At 37.3% G+C, this 21,114-nt stretch carries 21 protein-coding genes; 15 read left to right on the top strand and 6 right to left on the bottom strand.

Annotated features, from left to right (window positions below; genetic code table 11):
- Positions 1 to 40: 40 nt before the first annotated feature.
- Positions 41 to 958, bottom strand: a complete 918-nt coding sequence (locus tag MKL51_RS00145) for an alpha/beta fold hydrolase (RefSeq protein WP_032006438.1) — start codon at positions 956 to 958, stop codon at positions 41 to 43.
- A 2-nt stretch (positions 959 to 960) separates the two neighbouring features.
- The gene (locus tag MKL51_RS00150) at positions 961 to 1,521 is read right to left on the bottom strand and encodes a PadR family transcriptional regulator (RefSeq protein ID WP_005069032.1); all 561 of its coding nucleotides are present in this window, start codon (positions 1,519 to 1,521) and stop codon (positions 961 to 963) included.
- A gap of 135 nt (positions 1,522 to 1,656) precedes the next feature.
- Here MKL51_RS00150 and MKL51_RS00155 point away from each other — a divergent pair, with 135 nt between their 5' ends.
- The 4 genes from MKL51_RS00155 (at position 1,657) to MKL51_RS00170 (ending at position 6,029) form a co-directional block, all read left to right on the top strand.
- Positions 1,657 to 3,681 carry an NADPH-dependent 2,4-dienoyl-CoA reductase gene (locus MKL51_RS00155; protein WP_032042410.1) on the top strand — a complete coding sequence of 675 codons (2,025 nt, stop codon included), beginning with the start codon at positions 1,657 to 1,659 and terminating at the stop codon, positions 3,679 to 3,681.
- 71 nt (positions 3,682 to 3,752) lie between these two features.
- Positions 3,753 to 4,160, top strand: coding sequence for a nuclear transport factor 2 family protein (locus MKL51_RS00160; protein ID WP_032006434.1), 408 nt, complete (start codon positions 3,753 to 3,755; stop codon positions 4,158 to 4,160).
- Between the two features lie 38 nt (positions 4,161 to 4,198).
- Entirely contained in the window at positions 4,199 to 4,915 is a 717-nt protein-coding gene (locus MKL51_RS00165) for an SGNH/GDSL hydrolase family protein (RefSeq protein WP_032006433.1), read from the top strand.
- A gap of 19 nt (positions 4,916 to 4,934) precedes the next feature.
- On the top strand, positions 4,935 to 6,029 hold the full coding sequence (locus MKL51_RS00170; protein ID WP_270904152.1) for a YheT family hydrolase: 1,095 nt from the start codon (positions 4,935 to 4,937) through the stop codon (positions 6,027 to 6,029).
- 63 nt (positions 6,030 to 6,092) lie between these two features.
- Here MKL51_RS00170 and MKL51_RS00175 read toward each other — a convergent pair whose 3' ends face one another.
- Complete coding sequence (locus tag MKL51_RS00175) at positions 6,093 to 6,938, bottom strand: metal-dependent hydrolase (RefSeq protein WP_002121049.1); 846 nt, start codon at positions 6,936 to 6,938, stop codon at positions 6,093 to 6,095.
- Positions 6,939 to 7,179: 241 nt separating this feature from the next.
- Positions 7,180 to 7,635, bottom strand: a complete 456-nt coding sequence (locus tag MKL51_RS00180; protein WP_002121076.1) for a hypothetical protein — start codon at positions 7,633 to 7,635, stop codon at positions 7,180 to 7,182.
- Between the two features lie 223 nt (positions 7,636 to 7,858).
- On the opposite strand from MKL51_RS00180, the gene MKL51_RS00185 reads away from it, so the two are divergent.
- The 3 genes from MKL51_RS00185 (at position 7,859) to eno (ending at position 11,737) form a co-directional block, all read left to right on the top strand.
- Positions 7,859 to 9,496 carry a CTP synthase gene (locus MKL51_RS00185; protein ID WP_017480995.1) on the top strand — a complete coding sequence of 546 codons (1,638 nt, stop codon included), beginning with the start codon at positions 7,859 to 7,861 and terminating at the stop codon, positions 9,494 to 9,496.
- Positions 9,497 to 9,526: 30 nt separating this feature from the next.
- Positions 9,527 to 10,384 carry a 3-deoxy-8-phosphooctulonate synthase gene (gene kdsA / locus MKL51_RS00190; protein WP_002121042.1) on the top strand — a complete coding sequence of 286 codons (858 nt, stop codon included), beginning with the start codon at positions 9,527 to 9,529 and terminating at the stop codon, positions 10,382 to 10,384.
- Between the two features lie 63 nt (positions 10,385 to 10,447).
- A complete protein-coding gene (gene eno, locus MKL51_RS00195; RefSeq protein WP_002121066.1) occupies positions 10,448 to 11,737 on the top strand; it encodes a phosphopyruvate hydratase in 1,290 nt (429 codons plus the stop codon).
- Positions 11,738 to 11,820: 83 nt separating this feature from the next.
- On the opposite strand, the gene MKL51_RS00200 is transcribed toward eno, so the two are convergent.
- On the bottom strand, positions 11,821 to 12,498 hold the full coding sequence (locus tag MKL51_RS00200) for a DUF421 domain-containing protein (RefSeq protein ID WP_270904153.1): 678 nt from the start codon (positions 12,496 to 12,498) through the stop codon (positions 11,821 to 11,823).
- Positions 12,499 to 12,820: 322 nt separating this feature from the next.
- Between MKL51_RS00200 and MKL51_RS00205 the strand changes: the two genes are divergently transcribed.
- A complete protein-coding gene (locus MKL51_RS00205) occupies positions 12,821 to 13,198 on the top strand; it encodes a ParB N-terminal domain-containing protein (RefSeq protein ID WP_032006426.1) in 378 nt (125 codons plus the stop codon).
- Positions 13,199 to 13,221: 23 nt separating this feature from the next.
- On the opposite strand, the gene MKL51_RS00210 is transcribed toward MKL51_RS00205, so the two are convergent.
- Positions 13,222 to 13,902 carry a hypothetical protein gene (locus MKL51_RS00210; protein WP_032006425.1) on the bottom strand — a complete coding sequence of 227 codons (681 nt, stop codon included), beginning with the start codon at positions 13,900 to 13,902 and terminating at the stop codon, positions 13,222 to 13,224.
- Positions 13,903 to 14,328: 426 nt separating this feature from the next.
- On the opposite strand from MKL51_RS00210, the gene MKL51_RS00215 reads away from it, so the two are divergent.
- The 7 genes from MKL51_RS00215 to MKL51_RS00245 form a co-directional block, all read left to right on the top strand.
- Positions 14,329 to 16,506: a TonB-dependent siderophore receptor gene (locus MKL51_RS00215; protein WP_032042636.1), complete on the top strand. Its 2,178-nt coding sequence runs from the start codon at positions 14,329 to 14,331 to the stop codon at positions 16,504 to 16,506.
- A 146-nt stretch (positions 16,507 to 16,652) separates the two neighbouring features.
- Positions 16,653 to 17,606, top strand: a complete 954-nt coding sequence (locus MKL51_RS00220; RefSeq protein ID WP_032006421.1) for a bifunctional helix-turn-helix transcriptional regulator/GNAT family N-acetyltransferase — start codon at positions 16,653 to 16,655, stop codon at positions 17,604 to 17,606.
- 267 nt (positions 17,607 to 17,873) lie between these two features.
- On the top strand, positions 17,874 to 18,263 hold the full coding sequence (gene ftsB / locus MKL51_RS00225; RefSeq protein WP_004643028.1) for a cell division protein FtsB: 390 nt from the start codon (positions 17,874 to 17,876) through the stop codon (positions 18,261 to 18,263).
- A complete protein-coding gene (gene ispD / locus MKL51_RS00230) occupies positions 18,229 to 18,945 on the top strand; it encodes a 2-C-methyl-D-erythritol 4-phosphate cytidylyltransferase (RefSeq protein ID WP_032006420.1) in 717 nt (238 codons plus the stop codon). Before ftsB ends, ispD begins: the two co-directional genes overlap by 35 nt.
- Before the next feature lie 340 nt (positions 18,946 to 19,285).
- Positions 19,286 to 19,957: a 3-oxoacid CoA-transferase subunit A gene (locus MKL51_RS00235; protein ID WP_032006419.1), complete on the top strand. Its 672-nt coding sequence runs from the start codon at positions 19,286 to 19,288 to the stop codon at positions 19,955 to 19,957.
- Between the two features lie 18 nt (positions 19,958 to 19,975).
- Positions 19,976 to 20,629, top strand: a complete 654-nt coding sequence (locus MKL51_RS00240) for a 3-oxoacid CoA-transferase subunit B (protein WP_032006418.1) — start codon at positions 19,976 to 19,978, stop codon at positions 20,627 to 20,629.
- A 12-nt stretch (positions 20,630 to 20,641) separates the two neighbouring features.
- A partial coding sequence (locus MKL51_RS00245) for a beta-ketoacyl synthase N-terminal-like domain-containing protein (protein WP_262771820.1) occupies positions 20,642 to 21,114 on the top strand: 473 nt, incomplete at its 3' end.

The following is a 21,114-nucleotide window of genomic DNA, read 5'->3' on the forward strand; positions in this document are numbered from 1 at the left end:
AGATTTTAAAAAGGGATCTATAAATAGATCCCTTTATTTTTTAAGAAGCACATTTTAGTTCTGATAAGAATGTGGTGATTTCATGCCCAAACTTTTTGGGTTCGGTTAATAAAGGTGTATGGCCTGAACGTTCAAAATATATTGCTTTTGCATGCTCAACGCTATGTGCAATCAGTGTCTGACCAGTTTCTGGATAAAGTGTCGAATTGCGACCAATAAAGAAAGTGGTAGGACATGCTAACTGCTGAATTGCTTCTCGATAATCTTCATTGTGATAAAGATAGTTTTCAACATACCAAAACAAGTAATCTAAACGTTGAATAGGTAATAAATATTTTTGTAGAAAAGGCTGTTTTAAAGCTGTTTTAAAAACTAGTGGACTAAATGGATTGCTACTTTGTAACTCAATAAAATCTACCCATAGACGGACTAGTTCTTGTCGATCTGGAAGTGATAGCTCATAAAGATATTTGGCGTTTTTATGCTTTAGCAATAATTGATAAATATCATTTAATAATTGTTTGAACTGGGTGTGAAGAGGGCCGAATAAACCATATTCCCAAGTTGAATCTACTGATATTTTTGGTGTCTGATCAATATGTAAATAGGCTTTTAACTGCTGTGCCAGTTGCGCATGTTTCATGCCATGCATGGCAGTTGTTGCGCCCATTGAGTAACCCATCAAGATAAAGTTATCGAGTTTTAATTGATCTATTAAATGAGCAACATCTTGCCAATGACTAGAAATGGCATCTTGCTCGGGAATTGCACAATTCTTTGATCCACCGAAACCACGCCAGTCTGGAATAATAAACTCATATTCTTTGCGGTTTGCATAAATAAACGGTAGCCACTGCCAACTTTGCATGCCAAGGCCAGATAAAACCAAAACAGGCTCACCACGACCAACACGGCGTACAAATAAATTTTCCCGATCGGGCATGGTGTAATACGGCATGGCTATTCTCCAGATGGGTTATCTTGGGCAAAGCGTTTTAATTGAGGGATGACTTGTTCCAACCATTTGATCCATTCACTTTCCATCGTAATTCCAAGCTCTAAGATCATTTTGTGGATGTATAACACACGGTCATTTAGATCATCACTGTCTTTAAAATCTTTATCATAAATACTTTGATAAAGTTTGAGCTTCTCTTGATGTAAACCAAGATGCCTTAACAGTTCAGGTAATATCTGATTATTGCTCAATTGTGCTTCTGCACGCAATCTAACCATTAAATCATCACGAAGCTGCGCAGGTTCACTTTGTTGCGTCATCCATGAAGCCAGTTCTATACGACCCAGTTGTTCGACCTGATAGGTTTTTTTTCGGCCATTATCCATTTCATTTTCTAAAGTGGAAACCCAGCCTTTTTTAAGCATGTTATTGAGTTCACGATAAATTTGCTGGTGAGTGGCATTCCAGAAAAAGCCCATTGAGCGGTCAAAGCGGCGGGCGAGTTCAAACCCTGTACTTGGACGTTCAAGCAAGCTGGTCAATAAAACATGAGGAAGTGACATGGCAATCCAGTTTGTAAGCAAAAGTAAAGTGTGACTCATAAGATTATGCAACATGTTGCATAAAAGTCAAAATTTGATTATAAATTTATGCAACAAGTTGCATTAGCAAGCTTATTGCTAGCCATAGGAGAAAATATGTCAGCTTATCCACATTTATTAAAGCCACTTGATTTAGGCTTTACTACTTTAAAAAACCGTGTGCTTATGGGGTCGATGCACATTGGATTAGAAGAAGCACCGCAAGGATATGAGCGCATGGCTGCGTTTTATGCTGAGCGTGCAAAAGGTGATGTGGGTTTAATTGTAACTGGCGGTGTTTCTCCAAATGATGATGGTGTTGTATTTAGCCACGGGACCAAACTAGATACAGTTGAAGAAGCTGAAAAACATAAAGTGATTACCCAAGCTGTCCATGAAGCTGGGGGTAAAATTGCTATGCAGATTTTACATACGGGTCGTTATTCTTATCAGGCAAATAACGTTGCGCCTTCAGCAATTCAAGCCCCTATTAACCCGATTAAGCCTAAAGCTTTAAGTTCTGCCGAAGTACAACAAACCATTGATGACTTTGCTAACTGCGCCAAACTTGCTCAGTATGCGGGCTATGATGGCGTAGAAATCATGGGCTCTGAAGGTTATTTAATTAATGAATTTATTGCAGCTCGAACGAATCATCGTGATGATGAATGGGGTGGTAGTTACGAAAATCGTATCCGCTTTCCAATTGAAATTGTAAAGCGCACACGTGCTTTAGTTGGTGAAAATTTTATCATTATTTATCGTTTATCTATGCTTGATTTAGTTGAAGGCGGTTCAAGTTTTGATGAAGTGATTCAGCTTGCAAAAGAAATTGAAAAAGCAGGCGCAACAATTATCAATACAGGTATTGGATGGCATGAGGCACGTATTCCTACAATTGCAACCAAAGTTCCTCGTGCTGCATTTACTTGGGTGACTGAAAAACTTAAAGGTGAAGTCTCTATCCCTTTAATTACTTCTAACCGAATTAATACGCCTGAAATGGCTGAACATGTATTGGCATCTGGTCATGCTGATATGGTGTCTATGGCACGACCAATGTTAGCGGATGCTGAATTTGTCTTGAAAGCAAGTCAAGGCCGTAGTGATGAAATTAATACGTGTATTGGGTGCAACCAAGCTTGTTTAGATCATATTTTCTCAATGAAAATTGCAACTTGTTTAGTAAACCCGCGTGCATGTTATGAAACTGAACTGATCTTTAAAGAAGCTCAGGTGAAAAAGAGTATCGCTGTTATTGGCGCAGGTCCGGCAGGTTTAAGTTTTGCAGTATATGCAGCTGATCGCGGACATCAAGTTAAAATTTTTGAAGCAAGTCATCAAATTGGTGGTCAGTTTAATATTGCAAAAACAGTTCCTGGAAAAGAAGAGTTCTACGAAACTTTACGCTACTTTAGTCGTCAAATTGAATTGCGACCAAATATTGAACTTGTGTTAAACCATCAAGCAACTTACGAAGAATTAAGCCAAGCAAATTTTGATGAAATTGTGGTTGCAACAGGTGTAACACCTCGTCAATTACAGTTTGAGGGAATTGATCATCCTAAAGTGCTGAGCTATTTACAAGTTCTAAAAGAGCGTGTGCCAGTAGGCCAACGTGTTGCCATTATTGGTGCAGGTGGTATTGGTTTCGACACAGCTGAATATCTTACTCACGAAGGTGAAAGTGGCAGTTTAAATCCAGAAAAGTTCTATGAAGAGTGGGGAATCGATACTCAATATGAGCATGTGGGTGGTTTAAAACAGCCAAGAGTTGAGGCATCTGAACGAGAAATTTATTTACTACAGCGTAAAACTGCTGCTGTAGGTGCTGGTTTAGGTAAAACAACAGGCTGGATTCATCGTACAGGACTAAAAAATCGTCAGGTCAAAATGTTTGCTGGTGTGCAATACGACAAGGTAGACGATCAAGGCTTACATATAACTATAGATGGAAAACCAAGTGTACTTGAGGTTGACCATGTGGTGATTTGCGCAGGCCAAGAGTCATTTACTGCAATGTATGATCAATTAAAAACAGATGGAAAAAAAGTTCATTTAATTGGTGGTGCTAAAGAGGCGGGAGAACTAGATGCAAAACGTGCAATACGCCAAGGTGCTGAATTAGCAGCGACACTATAAATTTTTATGGGCATTTTTTTAAAGAGAAATGCCCATTACTTCTTTGGTTAAATTATAGGATATAAAAAACAATGACACTCGAAACAACAAAACAGTCTTTAGAAAAATGGCATGAAATGGTTCAGGCTGGTAACTTATCCGATCTAAATGACTTGCTGGCGGATGAAGTGGTTTTTCGTTCACCAGTTGCTTACAAACCTTATGAAGGAAAGCAGGTCGTTTTCTTTATTCTTACCAATGTGATTCAGGTGTTCGAAGACTTTAGCTATCATCGTGAGTTTTATACAGAAGACGGTGAAAATGTAGTGCTTGAGTTCAGTGCTAATGTCAGTGGTAAATCATTAAAAGGTATTGATATGATTCGTTTTAATGAACAAGGCAAAATTATTGATTTTGAAGTAATGATACGTCCAATGAGTGGCTTAGCTGCATTGGCTGAACAAATGGGTATAAGAATTGCTAAGTTTCAACCTCAATAATTTTAGTAAATAGCCTAAGTAAGATAGAGATCAATAAAATGTGGTTAAAGCTTTCAACTCTAGCATTGCTTCCAGTACTGTTTGTACAGGGAACAAAGGTTCGTAAGAATACGCCACGTTTGCTAGAAGCCAGTGGTGAGAGACAAGGCATCGTTGGCAAGGGAAGACCTCTATCATTACTTATTTTAGGAGACTCTGCCGCAGCAGGTGTTGGGGTAGAAACCCAAAAAGATGCTTTATCTGGTGTAATTATTTCTGAGTTGCAAGATCAATATTCGATACGCTGGAAACTGCATGCAAAAACAGGTGATACAACTAAGCAGGTTTTTCAAGCAGTACAGCATTTAGAGCAACAAAATTACGATGTGGTGGTTACGTCGATTGGTGTTAATGATGTCACGAAACTAACCTCAGCAAGTTCATGGATAAAACAACAAAAACAATTATTTCAATCTATACAGGCACGTTTTCAGCCTAAGCTCATTATTGTTTCTGGTATTCCACCAATGCAGCATTTTCCAGCGTTACCAAATCCATTGGCTTGGTTGTTTGGAAAATATGCGGAACAAATGAATCAAGTACTAGATAAATGGTTAGAATCACAAAACCAATTTAAGTTCATTCAATATGATATTGAGCATTTTCAAGCGATGAATCTGCCTATGGCAAGTGATGGCTTTCATCCGAGTAAAGAAATTTATGCAATTTGGGGACAACAGGTTGCAGCATTAGTGCGGCAATCATTTAACTCATAATCAGAGGTAGTGATTGGAAATGGGCATATCTACTTTAAATAAAATTAAAGCTTTCGGTTCAGAATTGTTCGATTCGGTATTAGGTGCCGAGCAACCAAAAATCTATTATGACCCAAATGGGAAAATAAAAGATATTCTTGAGAAATTGCCCCAGCTCAAGCAAAAATATCGGCCCACACCGTGGTTAAGCAACAATCACGTGCATCTTTTATATTTTGATATTATCAGAAAAAAAACCATTAAGCTTGAATACGATCGTATTGATCAGCTCACCATGAAAGATGGTGGCGTAACTGCGATCGCGTGGTATGGCTATGATCTTCCTCCAGATACTCCAACAGTTGTCATTATGCATACCATTACAGGAACACCTGAAAGTATGTGTGAACTTGTGAAAGACATACATCATTATACGGGATGGAGAATAGCACTATGCTTACGCCGTGGGCATGCTGGATTACCTATGCCTGTGCCACAGATTTCTCTTTTTGGGTCAACAAGCGATCTTAAAGAGCAACTTGAGCATATTCAAAATTTGTTTCCTAAATCGGATTTATACGCAGTAGGTTCTTCTGCTGGGACAGGTCTACTGGTTCGCTACTTAGGAGAGCAAGGTACTGACACGCCATTTAAAGCTGCCTTTGCAATGTGTCCGGGCTACAACACAGAGATTGGCTTTAAAAATGTTCATCCGTTTTATAGCAAAATGATGACCAAAAAGTTATTCAAATATTTTATTCATCCGTATCAAAATACATGGAACCAACTTTCTTCTATTGAAAAAGTTCTGGCGACCACAAGTCTGGAAGAGTTTGAAAAAGAATATTTTGAAATGGCTGGCTTTGAGGATTATCAAAGTTATTGCCAAGCCATTAATCCAATTTATGTATTTGAGAATGTAAAAATACCATTAATGATTCTTAATGCTGAGGATGATCCAGTCTGTTCTATTAAAAATTTGGAACCTTACAAAGAAACGATTCAGCAAATGAGTAATATTGCGGTAATCACCACAAAAAAAGGAAGTCATTGTGGCTTCTACGAAGGTTGGAAAAGTACCTCATGGGCTGCCAAATTAATATCAAATTATTTTATGGTTGAGCATAAACAATAACGGTAACTTTGCGATAAGTTAAATAAAGCCCATTCAATAGATGGGCTTTATAATTTTATTAGATCAAGATAAAAGCAATTTGGGATCTTTTAGTCCAATTTTGATTTTTGTGCTAGCCACGAGGTCTTTTTCATCTGTTTGGTTGGGATGAAAGTCAAAGCGATAATAATCAAAAAATTGGGGGATCAATGTTCTATATTGTTTATTTGCAAAACTAAAGAACTTACGCCAAGATTTGAAATTTAAAAGTTGATGATCCCGTTTCATAAGAACAAATTGATAGATTGTTGAAAAGCCTGTAATTAAAAATAGACTTAAAGTAAAGACTGTAATGCGAGGAAGATATGCACTTAAGCCGCTTCCATATAAATGTTGATAGAGATCAAAGGCCACAGCTTTATGTTCAGTTTCTTCAATACTATGCCATAGCCATAAATTGCGAATAGTCGAGTCTGTCATCAATTCATTAACGGATTGCATCATACTAACCACAAGTACTGCTGTGTAATGTTCTAGACCTACTGTTACAAGCAAATTCCATTTTTTACTAAAAACTTTTTCAATAGCTTTTAAAACGATGCCAGTTACTTTTTCTAAAGATTGAGGATCTAAACCATATTGCTGTGCACTTACATGAAAAGCATGATGTTCTTTTGAGTGCATTGCTTCTTGGCCAATAAACGCACTGATTTCCCGATCTAAAATTTCATTTGACTTTGCTTTGGCGCGTAAAGCTCGAACAGAGCGAACGAAATATGATTCACCTTCAGGGAACAATGTAGATAAACCAGTAAAATAATGTGTAAAAGTGGGCTCGTTATTACACCAGTAGCGAGGTACGTTTTCAAAATTGTAGTCCATACGACGGACTGGAAATGAGGCGGGGACACGATTTGATACTGTATTCATTCTAGGCTCCAATCTTCTTTTAATTTAAGTTCCAAAAAGGAACTTGATAGAAAACTACATTGCCATATATCTATCGTCAATGCTTTTTTAAGCAGAAAAAGTAGATTGTCCCTAATTGATAACTAAGAAAACTTTAAAGATAAATAGAAAGAAAAGTAAAACTTATTATTGTGTTGATAACTTAAATAATATTTAAAAAGCCCAAACTGATGGTTCAATTTGGGCATATTCGCATACGAACTTAATTCTTAAGCGCTGGAGTAGCAGCCGCAATTGCAGCAGCAACAGCATCATCTTCACTTTGAGCTGGTTCAGCTGGTTTAGATGGTTTTGGCTCTGCTTTTGGTTCAGGCTTAGGTTCAGGTTTTGGCTTTGGTTCTGCTTTAGGTTGCTCAGAAACATTTGTTTGTGAATTTTGCTCAGCTTGGGCAGGGCGAGTTTCACGGCGAATTTCAGTTGTTGTATTTGCTGTTTCTTCGTGATGCACCTCAACTTGCGTTGGTTCCTGAGTTTGAGCTTCTTCAGTTTGAACACTTTCTAGAGACTCAAATTTTGCAGGTTCAGCAGGTGTAGGTTCTGAAACAGCAGTTTCAACCTTTTCTTGCTCTTCTTCTTTAGGTGTTTCTTTTTTGACACATGCGGTTAACAATAGTCCAGCAGCAATTGCAGCACAGATTAAAAGTTTTTTATTTGCCATTGTCCTAAACAACATTTAATTGAGGAGCTGGCATTATAACAGCAAAAGAGAATGAAAAAATCATGTGAGATTGACCTAAATTTTTATTAAAAATGCTGATAGAATAGCCAGTTGTTTAATGATCTTTGAATTGATGCGGTTTGACTTTGCTTTATAGGGGCAGAGTACAGTAAAATTGCCAAACATTGTAGGCCGATTTCGGCTTGATTGTACGAGAAACTTAATGACCCATTTTATTTTTGTCACTGGTGGTGTAGTTTCATCGCTAGGTAAAGGTATTTCTGCTGCTTCAGTTGCTGCACTTTTGGAAGCCCGTGGCTTAAAAGTCACAATGGTTAAAATGGATCCCTACATTAATGTCGATCCAGGGACAATGAGCCCTTTCCAACATGGTGAAGTTTTTGTCACAGAGGATGGTGCCGAAACTGATCTAGACTTGGGTTATTACGAACGTTTCTTACGTCGTGCGAAAATGACCAAACTTAATAACTTTACCAGTGGTCGTGTATATCAGGACGTTTTAAATAAAGAACGTCGTGGTGACTATCTTGGTGGTACAGTTCAAGTTATTCCTCATATTACTGACAACATTAAAGAACGCGTACTTCGCGCAGGTGAAGGCTACGATGTTGCTATCGTAGAAATTGGCGGTACGGTAGGTGATATCGAATCACTTCCATTTATGGAGTCAGTTCGTCAGTTAATGGTTGAGCTTGGTCATAAAAGAACCATGCTTATGCATTTAACTTTGTTGCCATATATCAAATCTGCAGCAGAGCTTAAGACAAAACCAACTCAACACTCTGTAAAAGAGTTGCTTTCGATTGGTATTCAGCCAGATATTCTTATCTGCCGTACTGAATATGATGTGGATGTTGACACTAAACGCAAAATTGCATTGTTCACTAACGTAGAAGCGCGTGCTGTAGTGGTATGTAAGGATGCGAAAACGATTTATCAAATTCCACGTACATTCTATGAACAAAACGTTGATGACTTGATCTGTGAGCGTTTTGGATTTAATGATCTTCCAGAAGCAAACCTAGAAGATTGGGATAATGTAGTCGAAGCATTACTAAATCCTGAATACACTTTACGTGTAGCTATGGTTGGTAAATATGTTGAATTACCAGATGCTTATAAGTCTGTGAATGAAGCGTTATTACACGCAGGTATTAAAAATCGCGTAAAAGTACAAATTGATTATGTCAACGCTGAAGAACTTGAAAGCCAAGACGTATCTATTTTAAGTACAGCTGACGCAATTTTAGTTCCAGGTGGTTTTGGTGAACGTGGTACTGAAGGCAAAATGAGAGCTATTCAATACGCACGTGAAAACAAAATCCCATTCTTGGGTATTTGTTTAGGCATGCAATTGGCTGTTATTGAATACGCTCGCCATGTTGCAGGTATGCCAGAAGCTTCTTCTACAGAATTTAACCGTTCTACAAAATATCCACTCATTGGTTTAATTACTGAATGGTTAGATGAGCGCGGTGAATTACAACAACGCAGCCTTGAGTCTGACCTAGGTGGAACTATGCGTTTAGGTGCTCAAAAATCTGAATTGGTTGAAGGCACAAAAACACGTGAAGTCTACGGTAAAGCTGAAATCACTGAGCGTCATCGTCACCGTTATGAAATGAATAACCGTTTCATTGAGTCGATTGAACAAGCTGGTATGAAGATTTCAGGTTACTCTTCAGCACAACATTTAGTTGAAACTGTAGAAATTCCTGAACATCCTTGGTTTATTGCTGTACAATTCCACCCGGAATTTACAAGTTCACCACGTGATGGACATCCATTATTTGCTAGTTTTATTGACGCTGCAAAAACACAGCATCAAAAAAGTAAATAATGCGATTTTAAATAAACTGGGAAAGTTTAAATGTCACAATTAAAACCACAAGAAGTTGTACGTTTAGGCGATATACAAATGGCAAATCATTTGCCATTTGTATTATTTGGCGGAATGAACGTACTTGAATCAAAAGATTTAGCTTTTGAAATTGCAGAAACGTATGTTGATATTTGCAAACGCTTAGATATTCCTTATGTATTTAAAGCGAGTTTCGATAAAGCAAATCGTTCTAGTCTGCATTCATTCCGTGGTCCTGGACTTGAAAAAGGTATCGAATGGTTAGGTGATATTAAAAAACATTTTAATGTTCCTATCATTACTGATGTGCACGAGCCATATCAGGCTGCACCAGTTGCAGAAGTAGCCGATATTATTCAATTACCCGCTTTCTTAAGTCGTCAGACTGATCTTGTCGAGGCGATGGCGAAAACACAGGCTATTATTAATATTAAGAAAGCCCAGTTTTTAGCACCTCATGAAATGCGCCATATCCTGCACAAATGTTTAGAAGCAGGAAACGACAAACTTATTCTTTGTGAACGTGGTTCAGCATTTGGTTATAACAATCTTGTTGTAGATATGCTTGGCTTTGACACAATGAAAGAAATGAATGTGCCAGTTTTCTTTGACGTGACACATGCGTTACAAACCCCTGGTGGTCGTTCTGACTCAGCAGGTGGTCGTCGTGCTCAAATTACAACTTTAGCACGCGCTGGAATGGCAACTGGTTTGGCTGGATTGTTCTTGGAAGGACACCCAGATCCAGAACATGCAAAATGCGATGGACCTTGTGCATTACGTATGTCGCAACTTGAACCGTTCTTGGCACAAATAAAAGAATTGGATACTTTAGTTAAAGGATTCAAAAAGTTAGACACCCATTGAGTTGTTTTATAACCCTTACGCTGCTTTAACCGCAGCTCATATTCATTCAAAGAGGAATTGTTCATGAGCCAAATCGTTGACATTCGTGCACGTGAAATTTTGGACTCTCGTGGTAACCCAACCATCGAAGCAGACGTAATTTTAGAATCTGGGGTTGTTGGTCGTGCATGTGCACCATCTGGTGCTTCAACTGGTTCTCGTGAAGCTTTAGAACTACGTGACGGTGATAAATCGCGTTACTTAGGTAAAGGCGTTCGTACAGCAGTTAATAACGTTAATACGTTGATTCGTGATGCTTTGTTGGGTAAATCAGTTTTTGAGCAAAAAGACATTGATAATACAATGATCGCGCTTGACGGTACTGAAAACAAAGAGAAATTAGGTGCTAACGCAACTTTAGCTGTGTCATTGGCTGCTGCGCGCGCTGCTGCTGAAGAAAAGAAACTTCCTCTTTTCCAATACATCGCAGATCTTCGTGGTCAAACAATTTTGACAATGCCTGTACCGATGATGAACATCTTAAATGGTGGTGAGCATGCGGACAACACTGTTGATATTCAAGAGTTCATGATTGAGCCTGTAGGTTTCACTTCATTTGCCGAAGCTTTACGTGCTGGTGCTGAAGTATTCCATTCTTTAAAATCAGTTTTAAAGAAACAAGGTTTGAATACTGCTGTAGGTGATGAAGGTGGTTTTGCTCCTAACTTACGTTCTAACGAAGAAGCAATTCAAATCATTTTACAAGCAATTGAATTGACTGGTTACAAAGCTGGTTCAGACATGATGCTTGCACTTGACTGCGCATCTTCAGAATTCTACAAAAACGGTCAATACGTTTTAGAAGGTGAAGGTAACCGTGCATTTACAAGTCATCAGTTTGCAGATTATTTAGCTGGCCTTGTAAATCAATATCCAATTATCTCAATCGAAGATGGTCTTGATGAGTCTGATTGGGAAGGCTGGAGCTACTTGACTTCAATCCTTGGTGATAAAATCCAATTGGTTGGTGATGACTTGTTCGTAACTAATCCTAAGATTTTACAACGTGGTATTGATGAAAAAGTTGGTAACTCAATCTTAATCAAATACAACCAGATCGGTACTTTGACTGAAACTTTAGATGCAATCTATCTTGCTAAAGCAAATGGTTATTCGACTGTTATTTCTCACCGTTCTGGTGAAACAGAAGATTCTACTATTGCTGACTTAGCAGTAGGTACAGCTGCTGGTCAAATCAAGACTGGTTCACTTTGTCGTTCTGACCGTGTGTCTAAGTACAACCAATTACTTCGTATTGAAGAATTGACTAAAGCTGCTTACCGCGGTAAAGCTGAGTTTAAAGGTTTAAACTAATCTTTAAATAAAAAGTTAAAATTAATTTTTTAACATTTGAAGGTGCTATTTCCTGTTTTTAATAGGAAATAGCACCTTTTTTATTATCCTAATCGGCGTGTTTTTAAAGACTCAGCCCAACTGTGATGTTTGCAGCGGGTACATTCTTGATCGATTTTATTTAAAATTTTAGTTTCACCACACTTCATACATGAATAAAAAGTATTCAGTTTCAGTACATCGTCTTTACGGTAGGCATCAGGGAATAGGGGGAGTCCCCATTTTACCTCTTCATCTTCATAGTAAAGTAAACTCAAGATACCGTCAGACTCCAATAAAGCTGTTCTTACTTGACCTAAATGTTCAACATTTTGTTGGCGCATTTCTGAGAAAAACTCATCATGTGAATATGATTGTTTCTGGAAATCTTTGTAAACCAAAAGTCCATCTTTGACTACACAGAGAGCTCTTCCTTCCAATAAGTCTTCAATTTTTTTATGTTTCACCATCGCCCAAGTTACAAGACGATAGAGAAAAAGAATAACGATAAATACGACAAAAGCATGAGAAATAGGTAAGTCCTTGGTAAACATTGGATCACCAGCAGCCGAGCCTAAACATAAAATAATTGCGAGTTCAAAAAGGGAGAGTTGGCGAACACCACGTTTACCTGATAGTCTCAAAAAACTAATAATAATGATAAACATAAGAAAGCATCGAACCAAGATTTCTAAAATAAAGGTCCAAGTCGTGTCACCTATGAAAATATTAAAAAAATCCATTTTTTCTCCTTTTTAATAGGTATATGAAGTCTTTATAAAATTCTTAGCAAATTAAAAATAGAAAAAATATACTTTTTAAGTAGTTGTTGGTTAAAAAATCGAACTTTATGTGATTTTGTATAAATTCTACTATTAAAATAAACATATAGTTGAAGCTTCAATCGTAGAAATAACACTAAAAAAAATGATTTTAAAGTTATCAAATAAGATAAAAATTTTGATCTGTATGGACTAAATTTAGTTTGTCAATTTTTAAAATGTTTGGTCTTAATATGTATATGATATATTTTAATATTATTGTATTTTAAGCGAATTTTATATGATGAGAAAGCAATATCATTTTAGAAAAGTTGAAAATGATACTTATATTTGGGATGTAGATAATTTAGTAGAATTAACTAGAAATTTTAAAGTAAAAGAAATTTTGCTATCAGAAATAAAAGAATTAAATGAACCATACTGGTATCCAGATTCTCATCCCACTACTCAAGATATCATTGATCATATGATATTAATTCAAGAAGCAGATTTGTCTTATCCAATAATAATATGCTCACAGGGCAGGATAATGGATGGTATGCATAGAGTAGGAAAGGCGAAAATTTTAGGTAAGTTTAAAATACGTGCTGTACAATTTGATAAAGACCCTCAACCAGATTATATCAATGTTGAGGAGGATGAACTGAGCTACGATGATTAATTATAAATAATTGCGAATATGATTCAGTGGCAATCAGGACTGTAGGGAATAGCGTCTAAACGTTTTTGAAAAACATTTGGATTCAGTATATTTTCATACATTTGTTGATATGTTTGTTTATGATCTTCAATGTTATGATAATCAACGATTTCTTGGAGTTTATCTTTATATTCTATATGTCCCGCATGAAACATCGCTGCATAATGGCCCCACAGTGCATATTGATATCGTATGGCTGCCTTTGGAATTAAATTTATTTCGTTTAAATAGCTATGAGCCATTTTTTCATAACATGCTTTTATTTCATGAGCATCTTTTTTCATTTTTCTTAAGAAAATACATTGCATCTCTTGTAGTTGTGAACTATCTGTTTTATTTAAAATTTTTTCGGTAACTATATATGCTTCTTTAAGGCAACCTAAGTGAATAAGTACCTTGCGTTTGGTTTTTAAAATATCTAAATTATTATCATTAGAGGGAATTTTTTTTAATAAGTTTTTAAATTTTCTATGGGAAGTATCTTGTGGCTGCTCAGCTTTTAGACTGTAAACAATATCATTATATTCAAATATATAAGGGTTAGCAGGTGTATATTGTTTATGATTGCTCTCCATATTAATTATTTTTGAAGGGCTATCATCAGTAGGGTGATCACAAGCGCTTAAACCTAAGCTTACTAAAGAAAACGCTAAAATTTTGTGCACTACAGTTTATACCTTTATTCTCTTTCATGAGATTTATGAAGAATAATAAAATATAAAAGAAAATACTGTGTAGTTTTTTATTTCTCATGTTCATGAGCAGTTCAACAGTCAATTTGAATTTGAAAATTGGTTTATATATTTTTGAATCAATAATATAAAGCCTGTGGTTTCAGCATTATACTTCAACAAGATCAACACTCAATCTGTTAGAAATCCAAATTTTGATGTCGTGGATAGCGATTCTTTAATGCAATGATAAATTGGCAATTTAAATTAAACAAATAAGAATAATTATTAACTTAAAGTTGATAACAATTATTATTCGTGTTAATTTTTGTGCCGAACTTTTACTACTGTGTAACAAGGAATAAGGTAGTGGAAGGCTAAAAATATGGTTCAGCACATTGGTTATTATGGAATTTTCTTATGTACAATCCGCCCTTTAGAAAAGCATTTAGAGTTCGCCCTTTAGCACTTTCTATGGCTTTAACGGTACCTTCATTTGTTTATGCAGAACAAACCGAAACAACCACTTTAGCAACGATAAAAGTACAAGCAGAACAAGAAAATCCGGCCGTTACTGAAGGTTCCGGGAGCTATACAGCAAAACGCACAAATACTTCTACAAAATTAAATTTATCTCTTCGTGAAACTCCTCAATCAGTCAAAGTTTTAACCCGTGAATATTTAGATGATCGAAAAATCGATTCCTTTCAAGATTTAATGAATAATATTACGGGTGTTTCAACCTCACGTACCGATGAGCGCCAAAGAGTGTATGCACGTGGTTTTGAGGTGGATTATTACTTAATTGATGGAATACCTAGTACTACAAACTTAGGCACTGGAGATTTAGATTTAGATATTTATGATCGTGTCGAAGTCGTAAAGGGTGCCAATGGACTAACCACAGGTGCGGGAAACCCAGCAATGGCGCTGAACATGATTCGGAAACATGCAAACTCAAAAGAACTCACTGGTAATGTCAGCACATCTTTAGGCTCGTGGAACTCTTGGAATAGCTCAGCAGATGTTTCCACGCCACTTAATGCAGATGGATCATTGCGTGGCCGCATGTTTGTAAAACATTCTGATGAAAAATCATTTATGGATTTCTATGAGAAAGAACGCAATGTATTTTATGGTGCGGTTGATTATGACTTAAGTGATAAAACAAGCATGTCGCTTGGTGCAACTTATCAAGAGTTACATCGTGATGGTATTCGTTGGGGCGGTACACCTGCTTTTTATACTGATGGGACTCGTACCAATTTTTCCAGAAGCTTAACAGTAAGTGCACCTTGGACCTATTGGGATGTAAATACAACGGCAGTATTTGCAAATTTAAAGCATAATTTATTTAATGACGTTAATTTAAATATTGCTTATACCTTCCGTAAAGAAGATACAGCTTCTATGTTGTTGTATACAGCTGGAAAAGTAGACAAGGCAACCAATACCAGTCCATTAAAAAATGAAGAGGGCAAGGATAATGTCTCAGTATATGGTGCAAAAGCTGCAAATGAAGAAAACAATATTGATGTTTTTATCAATGCTCCATTTACGATTTTTAATCGTCCACAAGAAATTATTATTGGTGGATCGTGGAATAAGAATGAAAAGACAAAAGATATTTTTGGTGGATCTAACACAAACCAAGACATTGAGAAATATTTAGGTGGACCACTTAACTATAATGATATGGCTCAAGAGTTGCTTCAGCCTGTTGTTTTAAACGGTAAAAATGCGCTAAATGAAACCACACAAACTGCCGCTTATATTGCTGGAAAATTTCAGATTTTGGATCCTTTGAAAATTATTGCTGGTGCACGTTTATCTAACTGGGAATATAAGTCTGAAAATGATAAAGGTAACCGTGAATTTAACAATGAATTAGCACCATATGTTGGCGCTATTTATGATTTTGCCCAAGATCATTCTGTGTATGCAAGTTATACAGAAATTTTTAAACCTCAAGAACGTAAAGATATAAATGATCAATATATAGATCCGATTACTGGTAAGAGTTATGAGGCTGGCTTAAAGAGCGAATGGTTTGGAGGGCGTTTAAATACAGCATTGTCAGTATTCCGAATAGAACAATCTAATTTTGCTGAATCGATACCGGGAGTATTTATTGTCCGTAATGGTACACAAACTACAGAACAGGCCTATCGCGCTGTAGATGGGGTTGAAAGTAAAGGTTTTGAGTTTGAAGCTGATGGCGAGATTAATGACAATTGGGGTATTAACTTTGGTATTGCTAATTTTGAAGCAAAAGATGCACAAGGCACAAAGGTTAATACGACAAACTCTCGAACAACCTCGAATCTATTTGTTAAGTACAAACTTGATCAATGGAGTGCAGGGCTTGGTTTAAATTATAAGAGTAAATACTATACGGGAAGTGGAAGCTCTCGTATTGAGCAAGATGCATATGTTTTAGCAAGTGCGATGCTTGGCTATCAAGTGGATAAAAATATCAAACTTCAATTGAATATCGATAATATTTTTGATGAAAAATATTATGAAGGTATTGGTGCTAACTCAATGAATTGGGGCACACCACGAAATGCAACGTTGAGTGTTCGTTATAATTTCTGATTTAAACTCACATAAGTAAACGATTTATAAAAGTCCTCCAAAGAGGGCTTTTATTCTTTTTAAGCTCGTTTTAAAAGTGAAGAAAATCTTGACTTCTTTTTTATAAATATGGTTGTATTATACAACTATATTTTGAGTGTGCAGTGATGATTGATCAAAAAATTATTGATGAAATCCGTAGTTCATCTCGAATTATGGTTCGTGAATTAGGTTTTATGAGTTCAACTCTTGCTGCCACTGATTATTCTCCGTCAGCTGTTCATTCTTTACTTGAACTTGAAAATAGAGGTTCTTTAACCGCGGTACAATTAGGACAGCTTTTAGGCTTAGAGAAATCGAGTGTGAGTAGAATGTTGCTTAAACTCATTAAGGCGGGGGAGATTAGAGAGGAACAAGATAAGAATGATGCTAGACTAAAAGTGATTAAACTCACACCGAAAGGAGTGGAAACTGTAAGAAAAATTAATAATTATGGAGAAATGCGAGTTATTCAAGCCATTGAAAAATTAAAATCTTATGAACAACTTGTTATTGCTCAAGGTTTGACAGCCTATGCTGAATCTTTAGTAAATTGTCGAGATAATAAAGATCTTATAGATAACAATACTATTCAAATTGTGAGTGGCTACCGCGCAGGTATGATTGGCAGAATCGCAGAAATGCATGGTACTTATTATTATGAAAATTATAATTTTGGACCTTTTTTTGAAGGAAAAGTGGCTACCAATTTAGCTGAGTTCTCTAACCGTCTTTATAAAGACTCTAATAATATTTGGTTGGCAATAAAAAATAATAAAATTGTGGGTTCTGTTGCGATTGATGGCGAAGATTTAGGGAATAGCGAGGCTCATCTTCGGTGGTTTATTTTAAGTGACGATTGTCGAGGACAGGGAATCGGCAAAAAGCTATTAAAAGAAGCAATAAACTTTTGTGATCAAAAACAATTCTCTGCTGTTCAATTATGGACATTTAGTGGCCTTAGTGCAGCAAGAAAACTTTATGAAACTTTTGGTTTTAAACTCACGAATGAATGGGAAGGAGACCAATGGGGCAACACCATGTTAGAGCAACAATTTACACGGATAAATAATGGAAATTAACCATAAGCTTTTCTCAGCATAAATTTCTCATGCTTAGAATGATTTTTTGTGGGTAGATTGATTTATAAACAGTTGTACTTATAAATATTATTTCCCTTTCAAATTCTATTCATTTTTGACAAAATGAAACATGTCATAATGGTCAATTAAAGTAATATGCCCATTAATAATTTTGCTTAAATTTTTGCAGGAATTGCGCATGCTACTTGTTAATTACTATACAATACAATCTCTTAACGAAAGTTTTTAATTAAAAATCTTAATGATATGTTAGAAGTATTTCGATCCACTTCAAGCAAACTGATATTGCTACTTGTTATTGTTTTAGTAGCTATCCTGCAATATCAATTTTGGTTAGGTGAGGGTGGCTATATCCCTCATCAAGCTCTCATGCAACAAATTCAGCAACAAGCTGAGGTAAATGAAGAGCTTAAAGAACGAAACCGTATTTTGGCAGCAGAGGTTTTTGACCTGAAAAATGGTACAGAAGCAATAGAAGAACATGCCCGCCTTGATCTTGGTTTGGTTAAACCTCACGAGACATTTGTTCAAATGAGTACGATCAGTACCCATTACAAACCTATTTATATTGACCCGAACGCTAAAGTTGATTTGGAAACGAATGAGACACCTGCATCCCCAGATATCCCAGACTAAATTGTGGGCAGTGATTCCCGCTGCAGGATCAGGAAGTCGTTTTTCTAAAACTGAATTGAAGCAGTATCAATATATTCAGAATAGGACTGTTTTAGAACATACGATTGGCCGTATAAGCCAACTTCCATTAAATGGTTATGTTTTGGCAATTGGCGCACAAGATACCTTTGCTCAGACTCTAGCATTTCAAAATATAGATAAGGCGCATTTTTGCATTGGTGGAGCTGAGCGAGTCCATTCAGTTTTAAATGCATTAAATCATCTTTTAAATTTTGCCGATGAAAATGATTGGGTTCTTGTGCATGATGCGGCTCGCCCTTGTGTAACCATTGATTGTTTAAATGCACTTGTGGCAAATGCAATTGAATCAAATGAGAGTGCTATTTTAGCAATTCCTGTTCGCGATACTTTAAAGCAGGTTAAGTCAGGCAATCACATTGATAAAACAGTTAGCCGAGATTTATTATGGCAAGCTCAAACGCCTCAAATTACTAAAATCGGTAAACTAAAAAAAGCAATTGAACATGCTTTAGAAAATGACGTCACTATTACCGATGAGGCAAGTGCACTCGAGTATATGGGTGAAACTGTACAGGTCGTAATGGGTCGTTCGGATAATATAAAAATTACCTATCCCGATGATTTAGAACTTGCACGTTTGATTCTGCAATCTCAGTCTTAATTCTATTATTTTTAACTTGCTTGGATAATTTGCCCACCTAAGCAAGTTTTCTACATATCTATTTATAACCACTCATATTCTTTTACATTGATAAGTTTTAGGATTTATCAAGATCGTACAACTATACTAGATAATGTTCGATCATCGAACAAAAAATATTTATACCGAACAAAACCATGGTTTGATAACTAGATCAAATTAGAAAAATTATCAAGAATGTTTAAAAGGAAATCTAAGGGAAACACTCGGGATTGAGTGAAATATCTATCTGTTCATTCTGCCTCTGTGTGCCTAAATCTCTTATCTATTCCTTCCTGAATGAGCACAATGGAGTTGTCTAATGATTGACAAAAGTAAGTCCTCTCTTAGCGAGGTACTATCGCAGATTAAAGATGGTGCGACCATTCTGATTGGTGGTTTTGGTACTGCAGGACAACCCGCTGAACTCATTGACGGACTGATTGAACTGGGTATTAAAGATTTAACAATTGTCAGCAATAACGCCGGTAATGGCGATTATGGTCTGGCTAAACTACTCAAAGCTGGTTCGGTTAAAAAAGTAATCTGCTCTTTCCCACGTCAGTCAGACTCTTATGTGTTTGATGAGCTGTACCGTGCCGGAAAAGTCGAGCTTGAAGTGGTTCCACAAGGTAATCTGGCATGTCGTATTCAGGCAGCAGGTATGGGCCTAGGCGCTGTGTTTACCCCAACTGGCTTTGGAACACTTTTAGCTGAAGGCAAAGAAACCCGTCAGATCGATGGTAAAGACTACGTACTCGAATATCCGATCAAGGCTGACTTTGCCCTGATTAAAGCTTATAAGGGCGACCGCTGGGGCAATCTGGTTTACCGTAAATCTGCACGTAACTTTGGCCCGATTATGGCCATGGCTGCTGATGTCACGATTGTTCAGGTTTCTGAGGTGGTTGAGCTAGGTGGCTTAGATGCAGAGCACATCATCACCCCAGGTATTTTTGTACAGCACGTTGTACAAGTACAGCCCGCACAGTAAGCAATAAGGAGAAATAACATGAGCTACCAGAAACTCAGCCGTGACCAGATTGCAAAACGTGTGGCACAAGATATTCCAGATGGCGCCTATGTGAACTTGGGTATTGGTTTGCCAACCAAGATTGCAAGCTACTTACCTAACGATAAAGATATTTTCCTTCATTCCGAAAATGGCCTGTTGGCATTTGGCCCACCACCAGCGGCAGGTGAAGAAGACCCTGAATTGATTAATGCGGGTAAAGAGTTTGTGACCATGCTTGAAGGTGGCAGCTTTTTTCACCATGGCGACTCCTTTGCCATGATGCGTGGTGGTCACCTTGATATTGCAGTACTCGGTGCATTTCAGGTTGCTGCGAATGGTGACTTGGCCAACTGGCACACGGGTGCACCTGATGCGATTCCTGCTGTAGGTGGTGCGATGGATTTGGCTGTAGGTGCTAAAAAAGTATTTATCACTACAGACCATGTGACCAAGCAAGGTGAGCCGAAGATTGTGGCTGAGCTAACTTATCCGGTTACGGGTAAACACTGTGTTGACCGTATTTACACCGATCTTTGTGTGATTGATGTGACTAAAGATGGTTTAAAGGTGATTGAGAAAGTTGAAGGTCTTAGCTTTGAAGAGTTACAGGCTTTGACTGGTGCAACTTTGATTGATGCGACTCAAGGGTAAGGAAGTAGGGAAATGACATTAAAAAACGCTTATATCATCGATGCCATCCGTACTCCATTTGGCCGTTATGCCGGTGGTCTTGCACCTGTCCGTGCCGATGACCTGGGCGCTGTACCGATTAAAGCCCTCATCCAACGTAACCCAAATGTAGATTGGGAACAGGTCGATGATGTGATCTATGGCTGTGCCAACCAAGCCGGTGAAGATAACCGTAACGTCGGCCGTATGTCAGCACTGCTTGCTGGTTTACCGTATCAGGTTCCAGCAACCACCATTAACCGTTTGTGTGGTTCTTCACTCGATGCGATTGCCATTGCTGCCCGTGCCATTAAAGCCGGTGAAGCAAACTTGGTGATTGCAGGTGGTGTCGAAAGCATGAGCCGCGCACCTTATGTGATGGGTAAGTCTGACAGTGCTTTTGGCCGTAGCCAGAAGATTGAAGACACCACCATGGGCTGGCGTTTCATTAACCCTAAACTTAAAGA

The organism is Acinetobacter sp. AOR18_HL, from assembly GCF_027855145.1.
GTDB lineage: Bacteria > Pseudomonadota > Gammaproteobacteria > Pseudomonadales > Moraxellaceae > Acinetobacter > Acinetobacter pittii.

Coding starts and splice junctions, on each gene's coding strand:
- MKL51_RS00145 (WP_032006438.1), bottom strand. CDS start 958: ATGCCGTATTACACCATGCCCGATCGGGAAAATTTATTTGTACGCCGT.
- MKL51_RS00150 (WP_005069032.1), bottom strand. CDS start 1,521: ATGTCACTTCCTCATGTTTTATTGACCAGCTTGCTTGAACGTCCAAGT.
- MKL51_RS00155 (WP_032042410.1), top strand. CDS start 1,657: ATGTCAGCTTATCCACATTTATTAAAGCCACTTGATTTAGGCTTTACT.
- MKL51_RS00160 (WP_032006434.1), top strand. CDS start 3,753: ATGACACTCGAAACAACAAAACAGTCTTTAGAAAAATGGCATGAAATG.
- MKL51_RS00165 (WP_032006433.1), top strand. CDS start 4,199: ATGTGGTTAAAGCTTTCAACTCTAGCATTGCTTCCAGTACTGTTTGTA.
- MKL51_RS00170 (WP_270904152.1), top strand. CDS start 4,935: ATGGGCATATCTACTTTAAATAAAATTAAAGCTTTCGGTTCAGAATTG.
- MKL51_RS00175 (WP_002121049.1), bottom strand. CDS start 6,938: ATGAATACAGTATCAAATCGTGTCCCCGCCTCATTTCCAGTCCGTCGT.
- MKL51_RS00180 (WP_002121076.1), bottom strand. CDS start 7,635: ATGGCAAATAAAAAACTTTTAATCTGTGCTGCAATTGCTGCTGGACTA.
- MKL51_RS00185 (WP_017480995.1), top strand. CDS start 7,859: ATGACCCATTTTATTTTTGTCACTGGTGGTGTAGTTTCATCGCTAGGT.
- kdsA (WP_002121042.1), top strand. CDS start 9,527: ATGTCACAATTAAAACCACAAGAAGTTGTACGTTTAGGCGATATACAA.
- eno (WP_002121066.1), top strand. CDS start 10,448: ATGAGCCAAATCGTTGACATTCGTGCACGTGAAATTTTGGACTCTCGT.
- MKL51_RS00200 (WP_270904153.1), bottom strand. CDS start 12,498: ATGGATTTTTTTAATATTTTCATAGGTGACACGACTTGGACCTTTATT.
- MKL51_RS00205 (WP_032006426.1), top strand. CDS start 12,821: ATGAGAAAGCAATATCATTTTAGAAAAGTTGAAAATGATACTTATATT.
- MKL51_RS00215 (WP_032042636.1), top strand. CDS start 14,329: ATGTACAATCCGCCCTTTAGAAAAGCATTTAGAGTTCGCCCTTTAGCA.
- MKL51_RS00220 (WP_032006421.1), top strand. CDS start 16,653: ATGATTGATCAAAAAATTATTGATGAAATCCGTAGTTCATCTCGAATT.
- ftsB (WP_004643028.1), top strand. CDS start 17,874: ATGTTAGAAGTATTTCGATCCACTTCAAGCAAACTGATATTGCTACTT.
- ispD (WP_032006420.1), top strand. CDS start 18,229: ATGAGACACCTGCATCCCCAGATATCCCAGACTAAATTGTGGGCAGTG.
- MKL51_RS00235 (WP_032006419.1), top strand. CDS start 19,286: ATGATTGACAAAAGTAAGTCCTCTCTTAGCGAGGTACTATCGCAGATT.
- MKL51_RS00240 (WP_032006418.1), top strand. CDS start 19,976: ATGAGCTACCAGAAACTCAGCCGTGACCAGATTGCAAAACGTGTGGCA.